Consider the following 16,016-nt stretch of genomic DNA (forward strand, 5'->3'; position numbering starts at 1 on the left):
CTCTTTCCTCGTTAGACGCCCGTCCGGAACGGAACCTTCTTGACTTCGATGACATTCTTGGCGTTGCGCGCGTTTTGCGTGGCGATGTTCTGCCGCTTGACGTTCGGCTTGTGATGCAGCGTCAGCACGATCGCGCCGATCATTGCGGTGAGCAGCACCAGCGCCGACGCCTGGAAGAAGATCACATATTTGGTGTAGAGCACCTGCCCCAGCGCGGCGGTGTTCGAGACATTGGCGGCGATCGGCGTCTCGAGGAGAGTTTTCGAGGCGCTCGAGGGCTGCCAGCCCACGGCGACCATGCCGAGCTCGGCGAGCACGACCACGCCGACGGCGGCGCCGACCGGGAGATATTTCGAGAAGCCCTGCTTCAACTCGGCGAAGTCGACGTCGAGCATCATGACGACGAAGAGGAAGAGCACCGCCACGGCGCCGACATAGACCACGATCAGCAGCATCGCGAGGAATTCGGCGCCCGACAGCAGGAAGAGCCCCGCGCCGTTGCAGAAGGCGAGGATCAGGAACAGCACCGAAATCACCGGATTGCGGGCGAAGATCACCACGCAGGCCGACGCGATCATGATCGTCGCGAAGAGGTAGAAAAATACAGCCGCCACGGCCTCATCCTCTCATCATGAGCCGCGCGCGGCGGCTCGTATCGTTCCTTACCGGTAGGGCGCGTCCAGCGCGATGTTGCGCGCGAGCTCGCGTTCCCACCTTGCGCCGTTCTCGAGCAGGCGCTCCTTGGTGTAGTAGAGCTCCTCGCGCGTTTCGGTCGCGAATTCCTGGTTCGGCCCCTCGACGATGGCGTCGACCGGGCAGGCTTCCTGGCAGAAGCCGCAATAGATGCACTTCACCATGTCGATGTCGTAGCGCGTCGTGCGGCGGGTGCCGTCGTTGCGGCGCGGGCCGGCTTCGATGGTGATGGCCTGCGCGGGGCAGATCGCCTCGCAGAGCTTGCAGGCGATGCAGCGCTCTTCGCCATTGGGGTAACGGCGCAGCGCGTGCTCGCCGCGGAAGCGCGGCGAAATCGGGTTGCGCTCGTGCGGATAGTTGATGGTCGCCTTCGGCTTGAAGAAGTAGCGCATCGACAGCAGGAAGGCGCCGACGAACTCGGAGAGGAAGAGCGACTTTGCGGCTGTGTCCAATCTCATGACTTAGCTCGCGATCAGGCCGGGGCCGAATTGAAGGGCCGCAGCGACGACGATGACCATGACGAGCGAGATCGGCAGGAATACTTTCCAGCCGAGACGCATCAGCTGATCGTACCGGTAACGCGGCACGAAAGCCTTCACCATGGCGAAGAAGAAGAAGAAGAAGCTGACCTTCAGGATGAACCAGATCACGCCCGGCACGAGGGTGAAAGGCGCGATGTTCACCGGCGGCAGCCAGCCTCCGAAGAAGAGGATCGTCAGCAGCGCGCACATGGTCACGATCGCCACATATTCGGCGAGCATGAACAGCACGTAAGGCGTCGCCGAATATTCGATCATGAAGCCCGCGACGAGCTCCGACTCGGCTTCGACGAGATCGAAAGGCGGGCGGTTCGTTTCAGCAAGCGCCGAGACGAAGAAGATGATGAACATCGGGAAGAGGCGCAGCCAATACCAGCCGGCCATTCCGTAGGACGTATCCTGCGAGCGGACGATGTCGGTCAGGTTCAGCGAACCGGCGCAGAGCAGCACGGTGATGATGACGAAGCCGATCGAGACTTCGTAGGACACCATTTGCGCGGCGGAGCGCAGCGCCGAAAGGAAGGGATACTTCGAGTTCGACGCCCAGCCGCCCATGATCACGCCATAGACGCCGAGCGACGACAGCGCGAAAATGTAAAGGATGCCGACATTGATGTCGCCGACGACCCAGCCGCCGTCCGACACGGGGATAACCGCCCAGGCGGCGATGGACAGCGTCGCCATGATGAAGGGCGCGAACAGGAACACGCCCTTATTCGCCGTGTCCGGGATCACCGGCTCCTTGAGCGCGAATTTGATGAAATCCGCGAAGCTCTGCAGCAAGCCCCAGGGACCGACGACGTTCGGGCCGCGACGCAACTGCACCGCCGCCCAGATCTTGCGGTCGGCGAGAATGACATAGGCGACATAGATCAAGAGCACGACCGCGATGAGCACGCTCTTGATGAGCGCGAGCAGAATCGGGCTCTCGGCGAGATAGGCAGTGATGGCGTTCATCCAATCGCTCACGTCTTCGCTCCTATTCCGCCGCTTGGGCCTGCCGGCCCTGCGCGAGAGCCGAACAATCCGCCATGACCGCCGAGGCGCGCGCGATCGGATTGGTGAGGTAGAAATCGCCGATCGCGGGGACGAAGGCGTCCTTCATCGCGACGGCCGCATGGCCGGCGAGCTTGGCGACATCGCCCGGATTGCCGGTCTCGATCTGGTCCACGCGCGCGAAATGCGGATGCGCTTCGATGAGCTTCTTGCGCAACTGCGCGAGCGAGTCGAAGGGCAGCGCATGCCCGACCACCGCAGAGAGAGCGCGCAGGATCGCCCAATCCTCGCGGGCCTCGCCCGGCGGGAAGACGACGCGCGAGGCAAGCTGCACGCGGCCCTCGGTGTTCACATAGAGACCGGATTTTTCCGTGTAGGCGGCGCCTGGCAGAATGACGTCGGCGCGATGCGCGCCACGGTCGCCATGCGTGCCGATATAGACGACGAAGGCGCCCGGATCGACCGCGATTTCATCCGCGCCGAGCAGGAACAGCAGGTCCATCGCGCCGGCCTTGGCCATCGCCTGCGCATCGAGGCCGCCCTGAGCCGGCGTGAAGCCGAGGTCGAGCGCGCCGACGCGCGAGGCCGCCGTATGCAGCACCGAGAAACCGTTCCAGCCTTCCGCGCCGCTGAGCTTCTGAGCCGCCTGGGCCGAGAGCGCAAGGACGGCGTCGCCATCGGGACGCGACAGAGCGCCCTGCCCCACGATCACCAGCAGCTTGCCGACCGGCTTCGCCTCATGGATGAAGCGCAGCAGCGAATCCGGACCAGCGCCCAGATAGTCGTAGTCGTAGGTGAGATCAGCCTTCTCACCGACGAGCGAAATCTTCAGATCGCCCTTGAGCCAGCGCTTGCGGATGCGGGCGTTGAGAACCGGAGATTCCTTGCGCGGATTGGAGCCGACGATGAGCAGGGCGTCGGCCTGATCGATGCCGGCGATCGTCGAATTAAAAACGTAGGACCCGCGGCCGAATTTCGGATCGAGCTTGGCGCCGTCCTGGCGGCAGTCGAAATTCGGCGAGCCAAGCTGCTGGATGAGCAGCTTCAGCGCGAAGATCTCTTCCGCCGCGGCGAGGTCGCCCACGATCGCGCCCGTGCGGCCCGGCGCGCTCGCCTTGCGCTTGGCGGAGATCAGCTCGAAGGCTTCCTTCCAGCTCGCAGGACGCAGTCGGCCGTTCTCGCGCACATAGGGGCGATCGAGGCGCTGCGTCTTGAGGCCGTCGACGATCTGGCGGGCCTTGTCGGAGATCCACTCCTCATTCACCGCATCATTGACGCGCGGGAGGATGCGGATGACCTCGCGACCGCGCGAGTCGACGCGGATCGCCGAACCGAGCGCGTCCATGACGTCGATCGTCTCAGTCTTCTGATATTCCCACGGACGGGCGCGGAAGCTCTGGGGCTTGGGCAGCAGCGCGCCGACCGGGCAAAGGTCGGCGACGTTACCCTGCAGCTCCGAGCTCATCGCGCTTTCGAGATAGGTGGTGATCTCCATATCCTCGCCGCGGCCGATGGCGCCCATGTCGCCCGTGCCCGCGACTTCCGCCGTGAAGCGGACGCAGCGCGTGCAGTGGATGCAGCGATTCATCTCGGTCTTGACGAGGACGCCGATATATTTGTCCTCAACCGCGCGCTTGTTCTCGTGATAACGCGAACTGTCGCCGCCGAAGGCCAGCGCCTGATCCTGCAGATCGCATTCGCCGCCCTGATCGCAGATCGGGCAATCGAGCGGATGGTTGACGAGCAGGAACTCCATCACGCCTTCGCGCGCCTTCTTCACCATCGGAGATTTGGTGAAGACTTCCGGCGGAGCGCCGTTCGGGCCCGGACGCAGGTCCTTCACCGACATGGCGCAGGACGCCTGCGGCTTGGGCGGACCGCCCTTCACCTCGACGAGGCACATGCGGCAATTGCCGGCGATCGACAGGCGCTCGTGATAACAGAAGCGCGGCACCTCGGCGCCCGCCTCCTCGCACGCCTGGAGAAGCGTGAACTCTCCCGGAACGTCCACCTCGACGCCATCGACGAGAATCTTTGTCACTTCGCTCTCTCCGAAGTCGTAACGCGCTTGTTCATGATCACTCCGCCGCCTCGCGAATGGGCTCGGGGTGCGGATTGGCCGAGTATTGGTCGATGCGCTCTTCGATTGTCTCGCGGAAATGGGTGATGAGGCCCTGGATCGGCCAGGCCGCCGCATCGCCGAGCGCGCAAATGGTGTGACCCTCGATCTGCTTCGACACGTCGAAGAGCATATCGATCTCGCGCTTATGCGCGCGGCCTTCGACCATGCGCTGCACCACGCGATACATCCAGCCCGTGCCCTCGCGGCAGGGCGTGCATTGGCCGCAGCTCTCGTGCTTGTAGAAATAAGCGAGGCGGGCGATGGCGCGGATGATGTCGGTGGACTTGTCCATCACGATCACCGCCGCCGTGCCGAGGCCGGAGCCGAGCTTGACGAGGCTGTCGAAGTCCATCGGACAGTCGATGATCTGATGCGCCGGAACGCAACGCACCGACGAGCCGCCCGGAATGACCGCAAGCAGATTGTCCCAGCCGCCGCGAATGCCACCGCAATGCGCATCAATCAGCTCGCGGAAGGAGATGGACATCGCCTCTTCGACATTGCACGGCCGGTTGACGTGGCCGGAGATCGAAAAGAGCTTGGTGCCCGTGTTGTTGGGCTTGCCGATGCCGGCGAACCACGCGGGGCCGCGCCGCAGAATGGTCGGAACGACGGCGATGGATTCGACGTTATTGACCGTGGTCGGACAGCCATAGAGGCCGACATTCGCAGGGAACGGCGGCTTCAGGCGCGGCATGCCCTTCTTGCCTTCGAGGCTCTCGATCAGCGCCGTCTCTTCGCCGCAAATATAGGCGCCCGCGCCGTGATGGACGTAGAGGTCGAAGGGATAGCCATGGACATTGTTCTTGCCTATGAGGTTCGCCTCATAGGCTTCGTCGACCGCCTTCTGCAGCGCAATGCGCTCGGCGATGAATTCGCCGCGCACATAGATGTAGCAGGCATGCGCGCCCATCGCGAAAGACGCGACCAAAGCGCCTTCGACCAGCGTATGCGGGTCGTTGCGCATGATCTCGCGGTCTTTACAGGTGCCGGGCTCGGATTCGTCGGCGTTGATGACGAGGTAATGCGGCCGCTTGGGATCGATTTCCTTCGGCATGAAGGACCATTTGAGGCCCGTCGAGAAGCCTGCGCCGCCGCGTCCGCGGAGACCAGAGGCTTTCACTTCCTCGATGATCTTGTCGCGGCCCCTGGCGAGCAAAGCCTTGGTGCCGTCCCACTGGCCCCGCGCGCGAGCGCCGGCGAGCGAACGATCGCCGAGGCCGTAAAGATTTGTGAAAATGCGGTCTGAATCGGAGAGCATGTTTCTATTCCCCTCCGCTTACTTCTGGCCGTAGAGCGAGGCGAGGCTCGTGAGCCCTCCCTCGGGCTCGGAGGATTCGCGGCCCTTCTGCGAGCCGGTTTTCACCGGACGGCCGGCGGCGAGATCGTCGAGCAGCTTCTCGAAATTCTCGGCCGTGAGGTCTTCGTAGTAATCGTCGTTGATCTGCACCATGGGCGCGTTGCAGCAGGCGCCGAGGCACTCGACTTCGAGCCAGGAGAACAGGCCATCGGCCGTCACCTTGCGCTGCGGACCCACCCGGCGCTCCAGCACCTTGATGAGATCGTCCGAGCCGCAGAGCATGCAGGGCGTCGTGCCGCAGAGCTGGATGTAGAATTTCCCAACCGGCTCCAGGTTGAACATCGTGTAGAAGGTCGCGACCTCGAGGACCCGGATCTTCGGCATGCCGAGCATCTCGGCGACCTTCTCGATCGCCTTCTGCGGCAACCAGTAGTTATTCTGCTTCTGCGCCTGCCACAAAGCGGGCACGACCGCCGAGGCCTGACGGCCGTCGGGATATTTGGCGATCTGCTTTTCGAGCCACGCCAGATTCTCTTGCGTGAACTCGAAGCTCTCGGGCTGCTGCTCGGCGAGACGACGGACGGACATTAGCGATCGACCTCCCCGAAGACGATATCGAGCGAGCCAAGGATCGCCGAGACGTCGGCGAGCATATGGCCCTTACACATGAAATCCATGGACGAGAGATGGGCGAAGCCCGGCGCGCGGATCTTGCAGCGATAGGGTTTGTCGCCGCCGTCCGACACCAGATAGACGCCGAATTCGCCCTTGGGCGCCTCGACCGCCGCGTAAACTTCACCGGCCGGGACATGGAAGCCCTCAGTGAAGAGCTTGAAGTGATGGATGAGCGCTTCCATCGAGCGCTTCATGTCGCCGCGCGACGGCTGGGTGATCTTGTGATTCGGCGTCAGAACCGGGCCGCGGCCGTCGGCGCGCAGCAGCTTCTCGACGCACTGCTTCATGATGTAGGTCGACTGCCGCATCTCCTCCATGCGGATCACCGCGCGGTCGTAGCAGTCGCCGTTCTTGCCGACGGGGATGTCGAACTCCATCTCCTCGTAGCACTCATAGGGCTGCGCCTTGCGCAAATCCCAGGCCGCGCCGGAGCCGCGCACCATCACGCCCGAATAGCCCCACTTCCAGGCGTCCTCGAGCGAGATCACGCCGATGTCGACGTTGCGCTGCTTGAAGATGCGGTTCTCGATGAAGAGAGCCGCGAGATCGTCGCAGAGCTTCAGGAAGGGATCACAGAAGGCGCCGATGTCCTCGACGAGCTGGTCCGGGAGGTCGCGCGCGACGCCGCCCGGACGGAAATAATTGGCGTGCATGCGCGCGCCGGAAGCGCGCTCATAGAACACCATGAGCTTCTCGCGCTCCTCATAGCCCCACAGAGGCGGCGTGAGCGCGCCGACGTCCATCGCCTGCGAGGTGACGTTCAAGAGATGCGACAGCAGACGGCCGATCTCGGCGTAGAGAACGCGGATGAGCTGGCCGCGGCGCGGCACTTCCACGCCGAGCAGGCGCTCGATCGCCAGACAGAAAGCGTGCTCCTGATTCATCGGCGCGCAATAATCGAGCCGATCGAAGTAAGGCACGTTCTGCAGATAGGTGCGTGACTCCATCAGCTTCTCGGTGCCGCGATGGAGGAAGCCGACATGCGGATCGACGCGCTCTACCACTTCGCCGTCGAGCTCCAGGATCAGGCGGAGCACGCCATGCGCCGCCGGATGCTGCGGGCCGAAGTTGATGTTGAAGTTACGCAGGCCCTGGGATTCGGGCTTCGCGGGGGCGATAGCTTGATCGTTCATCTGCGCCGCGCTCACTTGCTCGCTTTCTCATCGCCAGGAAGGTCGTATTTCACGGCCTCCCACGGCGAGAGGAAATCGAAATTGCGGTATTCCTGCTGGAGCCGCACGGGCTCGTAGACGACGCGCTTGCGCTCGTCGTCGTAACGCACCTCGACGAAGCCGGACATGGGGAAGTCCTTGCGCAGCGGATGACCGTCGAAGCCATAGTCGGTCATGATGCGGCGCAGGTCCGGATGGCCCGCGAAGATCACGCCGAAGAGATCATAGGTCTCGCGCTCGAACCAATCGGCGCCGGGAAACAGCGGGACGATCGAGGCGATGGGCGTGTCTTCAGCCACCAGCGCCTTGATGCGGATGCGGCGATTGTGCTTGGGCGACTGGAAATGCGCCACGACCTCGAAACGCTCCTCGCGCTCCGGATAGTCGGCGGCGGTCACATCGATGAAATTGACGAAGAGGCACTCGGGATCGTCACGCAGATAGGTCGCCACGTCGATCCAGCGATCACGCGCGATGGTGAGCGTAAGCTCGCCATAAGCGAGCTTCACCTCGGTCACCGCGCCGGGAAGAGCGCCGCTGACCCGCGCGCCGAGAGCTTCCAATTCAGCCGACATCCGTCAACCCCATTCAAGGACGCGAGCGCGTCCGTCACATTCCGTCATTGCGAGCGGAGCGAAGCAATCCAGTCCGCTGGATTGCTTCGTCGCTTCGCTCCTCGCAATGACGGCAGGCGCCATTGCCAGTTTGCTTACCGCTCGATCGTGCCCGTGCGGCGAATCTTTTTCTGCAGCAGCAGCATGCCGTAGACGAGCGCTTCCGCCGACGGCGGGCAGCCCGGCACATAGACGTCGACCGGAATGATGCGGTCGCAGCCGCGCACCACCGAGTAGGAGTAGTGGTAGTAGCCGCCGCCATTGGCGCAGGAGCCCATGGAGATGACGTAGCGCGGCTCCGGCATCTGGTCATAGACCTTGCGCAGCGCCGGCGCCATCTTGTTCGTCAGCGTGCCGGCGATGATGATGCAGTCCGACTGGCGCGGCGAGGCGCGCGGCGCGAAGCCGAAGCGCTCGAGATCGTAGCGCGGCATGGCCGCCTGAATCATCTCCACCGCGCAGCAGGCGAGACCGAAGGTCATCCACATGAGCGAGCCAGTGCGCGCCCAATTGATGACGTCGTCGGTCGCCGTGACGAAGAAGCCCTTGTCGGCCAGCTCTTCGTTGATCTGCAGGAAGAAGGGATCGTCCGAGCCCACCGGCTTGCCGGTGCGCGGATCGATGAGTCCCTTGGCCTGCGGCGCCACCAGCGTCTGATGGCCCTGGTTCGTGATCAATCCCATTCCAGCGCTCCCTTGCGCCACTCATAGACGAAGCCGACGGTCAGCACGCCGAGGAAAACCATCATCGACCAGAAACCGAAGACCCCGGCGTCCTTGAAGGCGACCGCCCAGGGGAAGAGAAACGCCACTTCGAGATCGAACACGATGAAGAGCAGCGACACGAGATAGAAGCGCACGTCGAATTTCATGCGCGAGTCGTTGAACGGATTGAAGCCGCACTCGTAAGCGGAGAGCTTCTCCGGATCCGGCGCCTTGAAGGCGAAGAGGAAGGGCGCGACGAGCAGCGCGCCGGCGATGATCGCGGAGAGCGCGATGAAGATTGCCAGCGGCATATATTGTTCGAGCAGCATCGGCATGAGTCGTGTCCGGTCGGTCCGACATTGCGGCGGGGCGAAGGCCGCTTTCTCGGGAGCTCTAAGTTGGAAAAGCTCCAGGCCGCGGGTTCCGTAACGCAGCGCCTTGTGCAAAGCAAGAGACAAGGACGGCCGCGGCGAAGTTATGAGGGGAAAGCTTTTGAGAAGACGCCTTTTCAGGCGTCCTGCCCATTCGCCGCTCCTTCCGTCGCGCAGTCGGACAGAAAGGCGGCCGCCGCCATTTCCTTGAATCGCGCCTCGCGGCGCGCCAGCGCCTCGGCGTCCGCGCCCCAGGCCCGCATCTGGAAGTCCTCGTCGATATGGGCGGCGGCCCAGGCCTCTGCAAGGTCGATATGATTCAGAGACTTGGCAAGCGCGAGAATCAGTGATCCGGTCAGCGTCGTCATGACATGCAGGGCCGCGAGCCGCAGCGGCGCGCCCACCCCTTCGCCCACATGGCTGCGCACGGCCTCGGCGAGCGCTGCGATGGACTCCTCCGGCTGGGGGGCAAACATCACGCCCTCGGCAAGCGTCAGCCGCGCGCCGAACCGCTCGCGGGCGAAGGCGAGCAGAGGGTCCCATGCCGCCCTTTGCGCTGCAGCGAGACCCGCGGGCTCGCCAGCGCGGTAGCAGATCATGTCGGAGCCGGCGTATTTGACCAGCTCCGCCTCGACGTCCGCCATTTGCGCAGCGACGCCGTCGAGGGCTGTATTCACGAGCTTGGTCAGCGGCATTGTCGCGGGGTCGATATATTCGCCCTGCCCCGCCCATTCCGCCGCGAGCGCCTCGGCGAGTTTGCGTGACGGGACGATGACACGCCGCCTGGCGGGGGTGTTGACCGAGCGGCCGTCGAGCAGGATCGAAAAGCCGCCTTCCGCCTCTCCAACGGCGGCCTCCTTGTAGAAACGCTTAGGCAGCGGACGCGCCGGGTCACGCGCGGCTTTCACGGGGTCACGCTCGGTGGCGGGCACGAAGAAGTCGGCGTCGAAGCCGGTGGGAGTGTCGGGCATAGGGTCTTTCCAGTTTGTCGGAGCTGCTTACCCCCTCCCCAACCCTCCCACGCTAACGCGGGAGAGGGAGCAGATTGCGGCCTGGATCACCAGCGCCGATCGCGAGCGTCCCCTCTCCCGCGATAGCGGGGGAGGGACAGGGAGGGGGCCTCACGCGTCCGGCGCGTCCTCGATCGGGTCATATTGCTTCGCGTCGAAGCCGAAGAGTTCCCAGCTCTTCTTCATATGGTCTGGCAAAGGCGCGGTGACATCGAGCACGCCGCCTTTGGGATGCGGCAGCACGAGGCGCCGAGCCAAGAGATGCAGCTTGCGCTCCAGCCCGTCCGGCATGGCCCGCAGCGGATCGCGGCGGCGCACCTCGTCCTCCGGGCGATGGCCATATTTGGGGTCGCCGAAGATCGGATGGCCGATCGCCTCGGCGTGAGCGCGCAACTGGTGGGTGCGGCCGGTCAGCGGCTTCATCGACAGCCAGGCGCAGCGCGGCGCCACCTTGTCGACAATGGCGTAATAGGTGAGCGAATGCTGCGCGTCGGCCTCGCCATGTTTGGCGACCCGCATTTTTTCGAGATCGCGCCCGGCGCCGCGCGTCTTCTCCATCCCTGCGCCCTTCGCAAGATAGAGCGAGACCCGCCCCTGCGATGGCTTGGGCACGCCCTCGACCAGCGCCCAGTAGATCTTCTTGGCCTGTCTGGAGCGGAAGATTTCACCGAGGTCGGCCGCCATGCGCCGGTTCTTGGCGACGAGCAGCACGCCGGAGGTGTCGCGGTCGAGGCGATGCACCAGCACGGGCCGCGTGTCGCCCTTTGCGAGCGATTCGAGCATGCCGTCGATATGGCGCTTCTGGCCCGAGCCGCCCTGGGTCGCGAGACCGAAGGGCTTGTTGAGGACCATCAGATCCTTGTCCTCGAAGAGGGTCATCTCGCCGAGCGCCCGCGCGTCCTCAGGATTGGCGCGCTTCACCGCGGGGCTCGCGGGCTCCTCGATCTTGAGCGGCGGCACGCGGACCGTCTGGCCCTCCTCCAGCCGCGTCGAGGTCTCGACGCGCTTGCCGTCGACGCGCACTTCTCCCTTGCGGCAGATCTTTGCGAGATGGGAGAGCGCGAGCGACGGGTAGCGCCGCTTGAACCAGCGGTCCACGCGCATCCCGGCTTCATCCTCCGTGACCATGGTCGTGGTCACGCCGGCGCCTTTCACTTCCGGCGCGCTCATGCGGCGGCTCCCGGTCTCATATGTTTAGAAATTGCAAGCATCGCCGCCTTATCGGACAAAGCGCGCCGCATGTCGATGGCGCCTCGCGTCGCGGGCTTTGCCGCGTGAGCAAGCTGTGCCGCGCCCAACCCTGACCGCAGCCGGAAACTCGCCTTTTTGGCTTTGCCTTAGCTCGGAATTAATCTTCCGGTTGCATGCAAGGGAGCGCGACCATCGCCTTTTCTCAAAAGGCTCGTCCAAGGTCGCGCCTTTGAAGCGGCGGCCGATGAAGACCGAAAGCCTGATCGAAGCGAGATGGGCCGAGCTGATGCAAGATGCTTCGCCGGCGGCGAAGCAATTGCTGGCGAGGCTTTCCGAACGTCATGCGCGCGAATTCGCGGCGACCTTCTATGAGGAAATGCTGCAGGACCCCGATGCGCGCGGCTTTCTGTCCAGCGAAGGGATCGTCGAGCGCCTGACCGAAAGCCTGCGGCGCTGGATCGACGATATTCTCGTGAGCTGGGAGCCGTCGGCGGTCCCGCGGCTGATCGCCTCCCAGCGCCGCCTCGGCGCGGTTCACGCGCGCATTGGCGTCCCCCTTGAGCTCGTCATGCGCGGGACGCGGCTGCTCAAGCAGACGATCATCGGCGCGCTGCTCGGGAACACCGCCAACACCGACCATCTCGAAGCTGCTAAAATCGCCATCGAAATGGTCGACATGGCCGTCGAGATCGCCGCCCATCAATATACGGCGTCGTGCGAGGTCGAGGCACGCACGGAAGAAGCCTATCGCAATTACGCCTCGAGCGTAAACATGGCCGTTGAACGGGAGCGTCAGCGCGCCGCCCTTTTCAGCTGGGAAAACGAACTTCTGCACGCCTTGATGGCCGGCGCGCCCGGCGCCGCTCTCCCGCTGATCTCGCAATCGGGTTTCGGGCTCTGGCTGAGGCACAAGGCCGGCTCGATTTTTCCCTTGGACGGGGAGTTTTGCGAGGTCGCCCAGGCGACAGAACGGATCGACGCCAATCTTGAGCTCTTGCGATCGGGGGAAGCCCCTTACGTCGGTTCGGAAGGAGCCAGGCGTCTCGTCGATCCGGTCCTGAGCGAGACCCGGCGAATCCATGAGGTCATCGAAACGCTTTTCGAGCGCCAGGTCAGCCTGGAATCCGGCCGCGACGCGCTGACGCATTTGCTGAGCCGGCGGTTCGAGTCGACGGTTCTGTGCCGCGAGATCGAAATCAGCCGAAACACCGGCAAGCCCTTCGCCGTGCTCCTGCTCGACGTCGACCACTTCAAAAGCGTGAACGACACTTACGGCCACGAGGCGGGCGACCATGTTCTGCAGCGTGTCGCGGGCGTGTTCAGCGACAATGTGAGAAGCGGCGATTTCGTTTTCCGCCATGGCGGCGAGGAGTTCCTGATCCTCTGCGTGGAGCTGACAGCCGAAGACGCCGTCGCCGTCGCCGATAAGATCCGCGCAGCCGTCGAGGCGGAGCCCATAGCGATTTCGCAGACGGTTTCGCTCTCGGTCACCGTCAGCATCGGCGTCGCCGCCTATGACGGGCATCCCGATTATCAGCGCCTTATCTCGCGGGCCGACAGAGCCCTCTACGAGGCGAAGCACGGTGGCCGCAATAAATGCGCGCTCGCCGCCTGAGCAATCCCCGCCCGGCTGTTTGACGATCGCGCGCGCGCCGTTACTCTCTTCGAAGGCTTTGAAGAGAGAGAGCATATGTCCAATTTCTACGGCCCCGCCCATCGGGAATTGCAAGACTCCTTCGACTCGCGGCGTCTGGCCGACCTCATGGAAGGCGGCGTGATGCACGGCGAATTCGCCCCGCATGAGATCGGCTTCATTGAATCGCGCGACATGTTCTTTCTGGCGAGCATCGACCCCGCCGGCCGGCCGACCGTCTCCTACAAAGGCGGCGCGCCGGGCTTCGTTCGCGTCACGGGGCCGAAGTCGGTGATGTTTCCCTGGTTCGACGGCAACGGCATGTATTATTCCGCCGGCAACATCGCCCAAAACAGCAAGGTCGGCCTGCTCTTCATCGACTTCGTGACCCCCAACCGCCTGCGCGTGCAAGGCGAGGCCAAATTGCTGCGCGATACGGAGGCAGCCGCCGCTTTCCCGGGCGCGCAATTCGCCGTCGACGTCGCGGTCGAGTCGATCTGGGTCAATTGCCCCCGCTATATCCACCCGCATCAAAAACTCGCCGACTCGAAATATCTCCCCGACGCGGGGGGCGAGTCGCCGCTTCCCGGCTGGAAGCGGCTGGATGTGGCGCAAGAAGCCCTGCGCCCCGAGGACCGGGAGAAAGTCGCCGCCGCGGGTGGGGTCATCGATTTCGAGGCCTATGGGGCGTTGGTTCAGCGTGGCGAGGGCTGAGGGATTCCAGGCAGCCGAAACGCCGGGCGTGAGCCCATCCCTCCCCTTTACGGGGAGGGTGGCCCCGCGCAAGCGGGGTCGGGTGGGGTAAAGCCCCATCGCTACCGTTGCGGCGCGAACCCCACCCGGCGGCCTTCGGCCGCCGACCTCCCCGTAAAGGGGAGGTATTTGAGGCTAATGACGGCACGTCGCTATTTTTCGGAGGACGCTTAAGCCGAACACGCGGCAAGGCATTCCTCCTTCCCCCCTCACCCGGCCTCCGCTACTCTCCCCTCCCCTTGAGCGAGAGACCAAAAATGCGAGAGCGTCCCGGCGAAGCTGTTTTATTCGACCGCGCCACCCTGGATTCGCGAATCGCCTTCGTCTCCGCGAGCTTCCTGCTCGCCTACGGCTTTACGGCCCTGCTCGACCGCGTCGGCGCGCCGGAGCGTTTCGTGGCGGCGGCGCCGCCCTGGTTCACGGTCCTGGCGCTCGCCGCGCTCGGATTCCTGCTCCACTCGATGCGGGTCTCCTTTTATTACGCTGGCGGCCGCGCCGTTCCGGCGAATTACGCGGGCTTCGCCAACGCCGCCATCGCCGTCGCGCTGCTGCTGCCCTTTGCGACGCGGCTCGCCGGCCGTTCCTGGAGCGTGGGCGTCGTCGCGGGCGCTTTTCTCGGCCTCGCCGGTGCGGCGCTCTTTCTGGGGCCGCTGCTGCGCAAGACCGGCGTGTTCTCGATATCCGGGCTTCTCGCCGCGCGGTTTCCATCCGCCGCTCCGCGTTTCGGGCTGGTCGCGGCGGTTGCGCTGTCCTCTGGCTTGCTCGCCGTCGCCGGCGGGCAGATGGCGGTCGACGCCCTCGTCGATCTGAGCGGCGCCGGCCGCGCCTTCGCCGCCTTCACAATTGCGGGCGCCGGGCTCTTCATCGCCGGCCCGGGGGGATTAGGCGGCGCCGTCTGGGCGGCGGCGGCGGCGGCGGGCGTCGCCTTGCTCGGCCTCGGCTGGCCCATCGCCGCTCTGGGCTTTCGCGGCGAATTGCCGGTGGGCCTTCTGGGCGGTTTCGGCTGGCCGGAAGCGGCGACCCTGCTCTCCGAATGGCGGATCATGCCGGCGCCCGCCGGCCTCGGCGTCGAGATCGGCGCCACTCTCGCGACAGCCATGGGCGTTCTGGCGCTCGCGCCGATTCTTGCCCCCGCGGTGACGACCGAAGACAATGAGTCGGCGCGCGCCTCGGGCGTGGCGACCTTCGCCTGGAGCCTGATCTTTGCGCTGCTCCTTGCCGCGGCCGTCGCCACATCGGCTCTGAGCCTCGCCAGCCAGGTGTCGGGCCAGACGGTCGAACGCTTGCCTGAGTCCATCTATTCCGCGAGCGGGCGCGGCCTCGTCGAGATATGCGGGACCAAGGTCCGCACGCCCTCGCAAGCCCAGCGCGCCTGCGCGGCGGAGAAGATTCCGCCCGGAACGCCGCTCCGGCCTGTCGATGTGCGCCCGGTCGACGGCGACTATCTCCTCGGCGCGCTTCCCGGCGCGGCCGATCTCGGCGCGGCCGCCTCGGGCCTTCTCACCTCGGCGATCGTCGGCTTGGGGCTGGCGCTGGCGGCCGTCGGGCTTCAGGCCTGCGGCGCCGCCGTCGGCCATGACGCGCTCTACCGGCTGCGCGGCGAGATCGATCTCACCAGCCGCCGCCTCGCCATCACGCGGCTCGCGCTCATCGCCGTCGCCACCGCAAGCTATGTCGCGAGCGCAACGCAAATCGTGACGCCCGGCGGGTTGATTGGCCTGGCGCTCGGGATTTCCGCCGCTTGCGTCGCCCCTTCCCTCGCGCTCGCCTTTTGGAATCGCGCCGGCGATCGCGAGGCTTTGGCGGCGCTGCTCGGCGGCGCCGCCGGATTGGCGGCCGCTTTGCTGCTCGAGGGACCAGCCAGAAAGATCGAGGCCTATGCGCTCGCAGCGCTGGCCGGCGCGACGCTGGGGCTTGCGGCGGGCGTCATGTCCGGCCTCGCCTCGCGCGACGAAAAACCGGCGGCGATCGCCTTCGTGCGGCGCGTGCTGCGCGGCGACGGGCAGATCGTCACGCCGGACAAGGGGGCTTGATGGCTTTTTAGCCAGGCGCTGTCGTTCCGAGCGCTTAACGGAGCCTGGATTCCAGATCCTCGCTCGCGCGAGCGTCTGGAATGACACGGGCCCGCGCTCCGGCGCGTTGAGCGTCGCTGGCCCGCTTCTTGCCGCCCTCTATCATTCCCATTCGTTTCTGTTATAACGCCCACGCACGCCCGGCCTCGCCGGGCGGCGCCGTTTGGATCG

Annotated in this window: 15 protein-coding genes; 3 read left to right on the forward strand and 12 right to left on the reverse strand. The window is 65.0% G+C overall.

Features of this window, described 5'->3' with window-relative positions:
- Positions 1 to 11: 11 nt before the first annotated feature.
- The 12 genes from OGR47_RS11160 to OGR47_RS11215 form a co-directional block, all read right to left on the reverse strand.
- On the reverse strand, positions 12 to 614 hold the full coding sequence (locus tag OGR47_RS11160) for an NADH-quinone oxidoreductase subunit J (protein ID WP_165049114.1): 603 nt from the start codon (positions 612 to 614) through the stop codon (positions 12 to 14).
- A 48-nt stretch (positions 615 to 662) separates the two neighbouring features.
- Positions 663 to 1,151 carry an NADH-quinone oxidoreductase subunit NuoI gene (gene nuoI, locus OGR47_RS11165; protein ID WP_165049116.1) on the reverse strand — a complete coding sequence of 163 codons (489 nt, stop codon included), beginning with the start codon at positions 1,149 to 1,151 and terminating at the stop codon, positions 663 to 665.
- 3 nt (positions 1,152 to 1,154) lie between these two features.
- Positions 1,155 to 2,189: an NADH-quinone oxidoreductase subunit NuoH gene (gene nuoH / locus OGR47_RS11170; protein WP_165049209.1), complete on the reverse strand. Its 1,035-nt coding sequence runs from the start codon at positions 2,187 to 2,189 to the stop codon at positions 1,155 to 1,157.
- A gap of 22 nt (positions 2,190 to 2,211) precedes the next feature.
- Positions 2,212 to 4,269 (reverse strand): NADH-quinone oxidoreductase subunit NuoG, encoded by a 2,058-nt coding sequence (gene nuoG / locus OGR47_RS11175; protein WP_165049118.1) that lies wholly within the window; start codon positions 4,267 to 4,269, stop codon positions 2,212 to 2,214.
- A 37-nt stretch (positions 4,270 to 4,306) separates the two neighbouring features.
- On the reverse strand, positions 4,307 to 5,611 hold the full coding sequence (gene nuoF / locus OGR47_RS11180) for an NADH-quinone oxidoreductase subunit NuoF (protein WP_165049120.1): 1,305 nt from the start codon (positions 5,609 to 5,611) through the stop codon (positions 4,307 to 4,309).
- A gap of 18 nt (positions 5,612 to 5,629) precedes the next feature.
- The gene (gene nuoE / locus OGR47_RS11185; protein WP_165049122.1) at positions 5,630 to 6,238 is read right to left on the reverse strand and encodes an NADH-quinone oxidoreductase subunit NuoE; all 609 of its coding nucleotides are present in this window, start codon (positions 6,236 to 6,238) and stop codon (positions 5,630 to 5,632) included.
- Entirely contained in the window at positions 6,238 to 7,458 is a 1,221-nt protein-coding gene (locus OGR47_RS11190) for an NADH-quinone oxidoreductase subunit D (RefSeq protein WP_165049124.1), read from the reverse strand. Before OGR47_RS11190 ends, nuoE begins: the two co-directional genes overlap by 1 nt.
- Positions 7,459 to 7,469: 11 nt before the next feature.
- Entirely contained in the window at positions 7,470 to 8,072 is a 603-nt protein-coding gene (locus tag OGR47_RS11195) for an NADH-quinone oxidoreductase subunit C (protein ID WP_165049126.1), read from the reverse strand.
- 134 nt (positions 8,073 to 8,206) lie between these two features.
- Complete coding sequence (locus OGR47_RS11200; RefSeq protein WP_165049128.1) at positions 8,207 to 8,794, reverse strand: NuoB/complex I 20 kDa subunit family protein; 588 nt, start codon at positions 8,792 to 8,794, stop codon at positions 8,207 to 8,209.
- Complete coding sequence (locus OGR47_RS11205; RefSeq protein WP_165049130.1) at positions 8,785 to 9,150, reverse strand: NADH-quinone oxidoreductase subunit A; 366 nt, start codon at positions 9,148 to 9,150, stop codon at positions 8,785 to 8,787. Before OGR47_RS11205 ends, OGR47_RS11200 begins: the two co-directional genes overlap by 10 nt.
- A gap of 173 nt (positions 9,151 to 9,323) precedes the next feature.
- A complete protein-coding gene (locus OGR47_RS11210) occupies positions 9,324 to 10,157 on the reverse strand; it encodes an ATP12 family chaperone protein (protein WP_165049132.1) in 834 nt (277 codons plus the stop codon).
- Between the two features lie 150 nt (positions 10,158 to 10,307).
- A complete protein-coding gene (locus OGR47_RS11215) occupies positions 10,308 to 11,366 on the reverse strand; it encodes an RluA family pseudouridine synthase (RefSeq protein ID WP_165049134.1) in 1,059 nt (352 codons plus the stop codon).
- A gap of 265 nt (positions 11,367 to 11,631) precedes the next feature.
- On the opposite strand from OGR47_RS11215, the gene OGR47_RS11220 reads away from it, so the two are divergent.
- The 3 genes from OGR47_RS11220 to OGR47_RS11230 all read left to right on the forward strand — a co-directional run bounded on the left by OGR47_RS11220 (position 11,632) and on the right by OGR47_RS11230 (position 15,806).
- A complete protein-coding gene (locus tag OGR47_RS11220) occupies positions 11,632 to 13,002 on the forward strand; it encodes a sensor domain-containing diguanylate cyclase (RefSeq protein WP_165049136.1) in 1,371 nt (456 codons plus the stop codon).
- Between the two features lie 75 nt (positions 13,003 to 13,077).
- A complete protein-coding gene (locus OGR47_RS11225; RefSeq protein ID WP_165049139.1) occupies positions 13,078 to 13,734 on the forward strand; it encodes a pyridoxamine 5'-phosphate oxidase family protein in 657 nt (218 codons plus the stop codon).
- A gap of 296 nt (positions 13,735 to 14,030) precedes the next feature.
- Entirely contained in the window at positions 14,031 to 15,806 is a 1,776-nt protein-coding gene (locus OGR47_RS11230) for a sodium:solute symporter (RefSeq protein ID WP_165049141.1), read from the forward strand.
- Positions 15,807 to 16,016 lie beyond the last annotated feature (210 nt).

It is taken from the genome of Methylocystis sp. MJC1, from assembly GCF_026427715.1.
Classification (GTDB): Bacteria; Pseudomonadota; Alphaproteobacteria; order Rhizobiales; family Beijerinckiaceae; genus Methylocystis.

Coding starts and splice junctions, on each gene's coding strand:
- nuoI (WP_165049116.1), bottom strand. CDS start 1,151: ATGAGATTGGACACAGCCGCAAAGTCGCTCTTCCTCTCCGAGTTCGTC.
- nuoH (WP_165049209.1), bottom strand. CDS start 2,189: ATGAACGCCATCACTGCCTATCTCGCCGAGAGCCCGATTCTGCTCGCG.
- nuoF (WP_165049120.1), bottom strand. CDS start 5,611: ATGCTCTCCGATTCAGACCGCATTTTCACAAATCTTTACGGCCTCGGC.
- nuoE (WP_165049122.1), bottom strand. CDS start 6,238: ATGTCCGTCCGTCGTCTCGCCGAGCAGCAGCCCGAGAGCTTCGAGTTC.
- OGR47_RS11190 (WP_165049124.1), bottom strand. CDS start 7,458: ATGAACGATCAAGCTATCGCCCCCGCGAAGCCCGAATCCCAGGGCCTG.
- OGR47_RS11195 (WP_165049126.1), bottom strand. CDS start 8,072: ATGTCGGCTGAATTGGAAGCTCTCGGCGCGCGGGTCAGCGGCGCTCTT.
- OGR47_RS11200 (WP_165049128.1), bottom strand. CDS start 8,794: ATGGGATTGATCACGAACCAGGGCCATCAGACGCTGGTGGCGCCGCAG.
- OGR47_RS11205 (WP_165049130.1), bottom strand. CDS start 9,150: ATGCCGATGCTGCTCGAACAATATATGCCGCTGGCAATCTTCATCGCG.
- OGR47_RS11210 (WP_165049132.1), bottom strand. CDS start 10,157: ATGCCCGACACTCCCACCGGCTTCGACGCCGACTTCTTCGTGCCCGCC.
- OGR47_RS11215 (WP_165049134.1), bottom strand. CDS start 11,366: ATGAGCGCGCCGGAAGTGAAAGGCGCCGGCGTGACCACGACCATGGTC.
- OGR47_RS11220 (WP_165049136.1), top strand. CDS start 11,632: ATGAAGACCGAAAGCCTGATCGAAGCGAGATGGGCCGAGCTGATGCAA.
- OGR47_RS11225 (WP_165049139.1), top strand. CDS start 13,078: ATGTCCAATTTCTACGGCCCCGCCCATCGGGAATTGCAAGACTCCTTC.
- OGR47_RS11230 (WP_165049141.1), top strand. CDS start 14,031: ATGCGAGAGCGTCCCGGCGAAGCTGTTTTATTCGACCGCGCCACCCTG.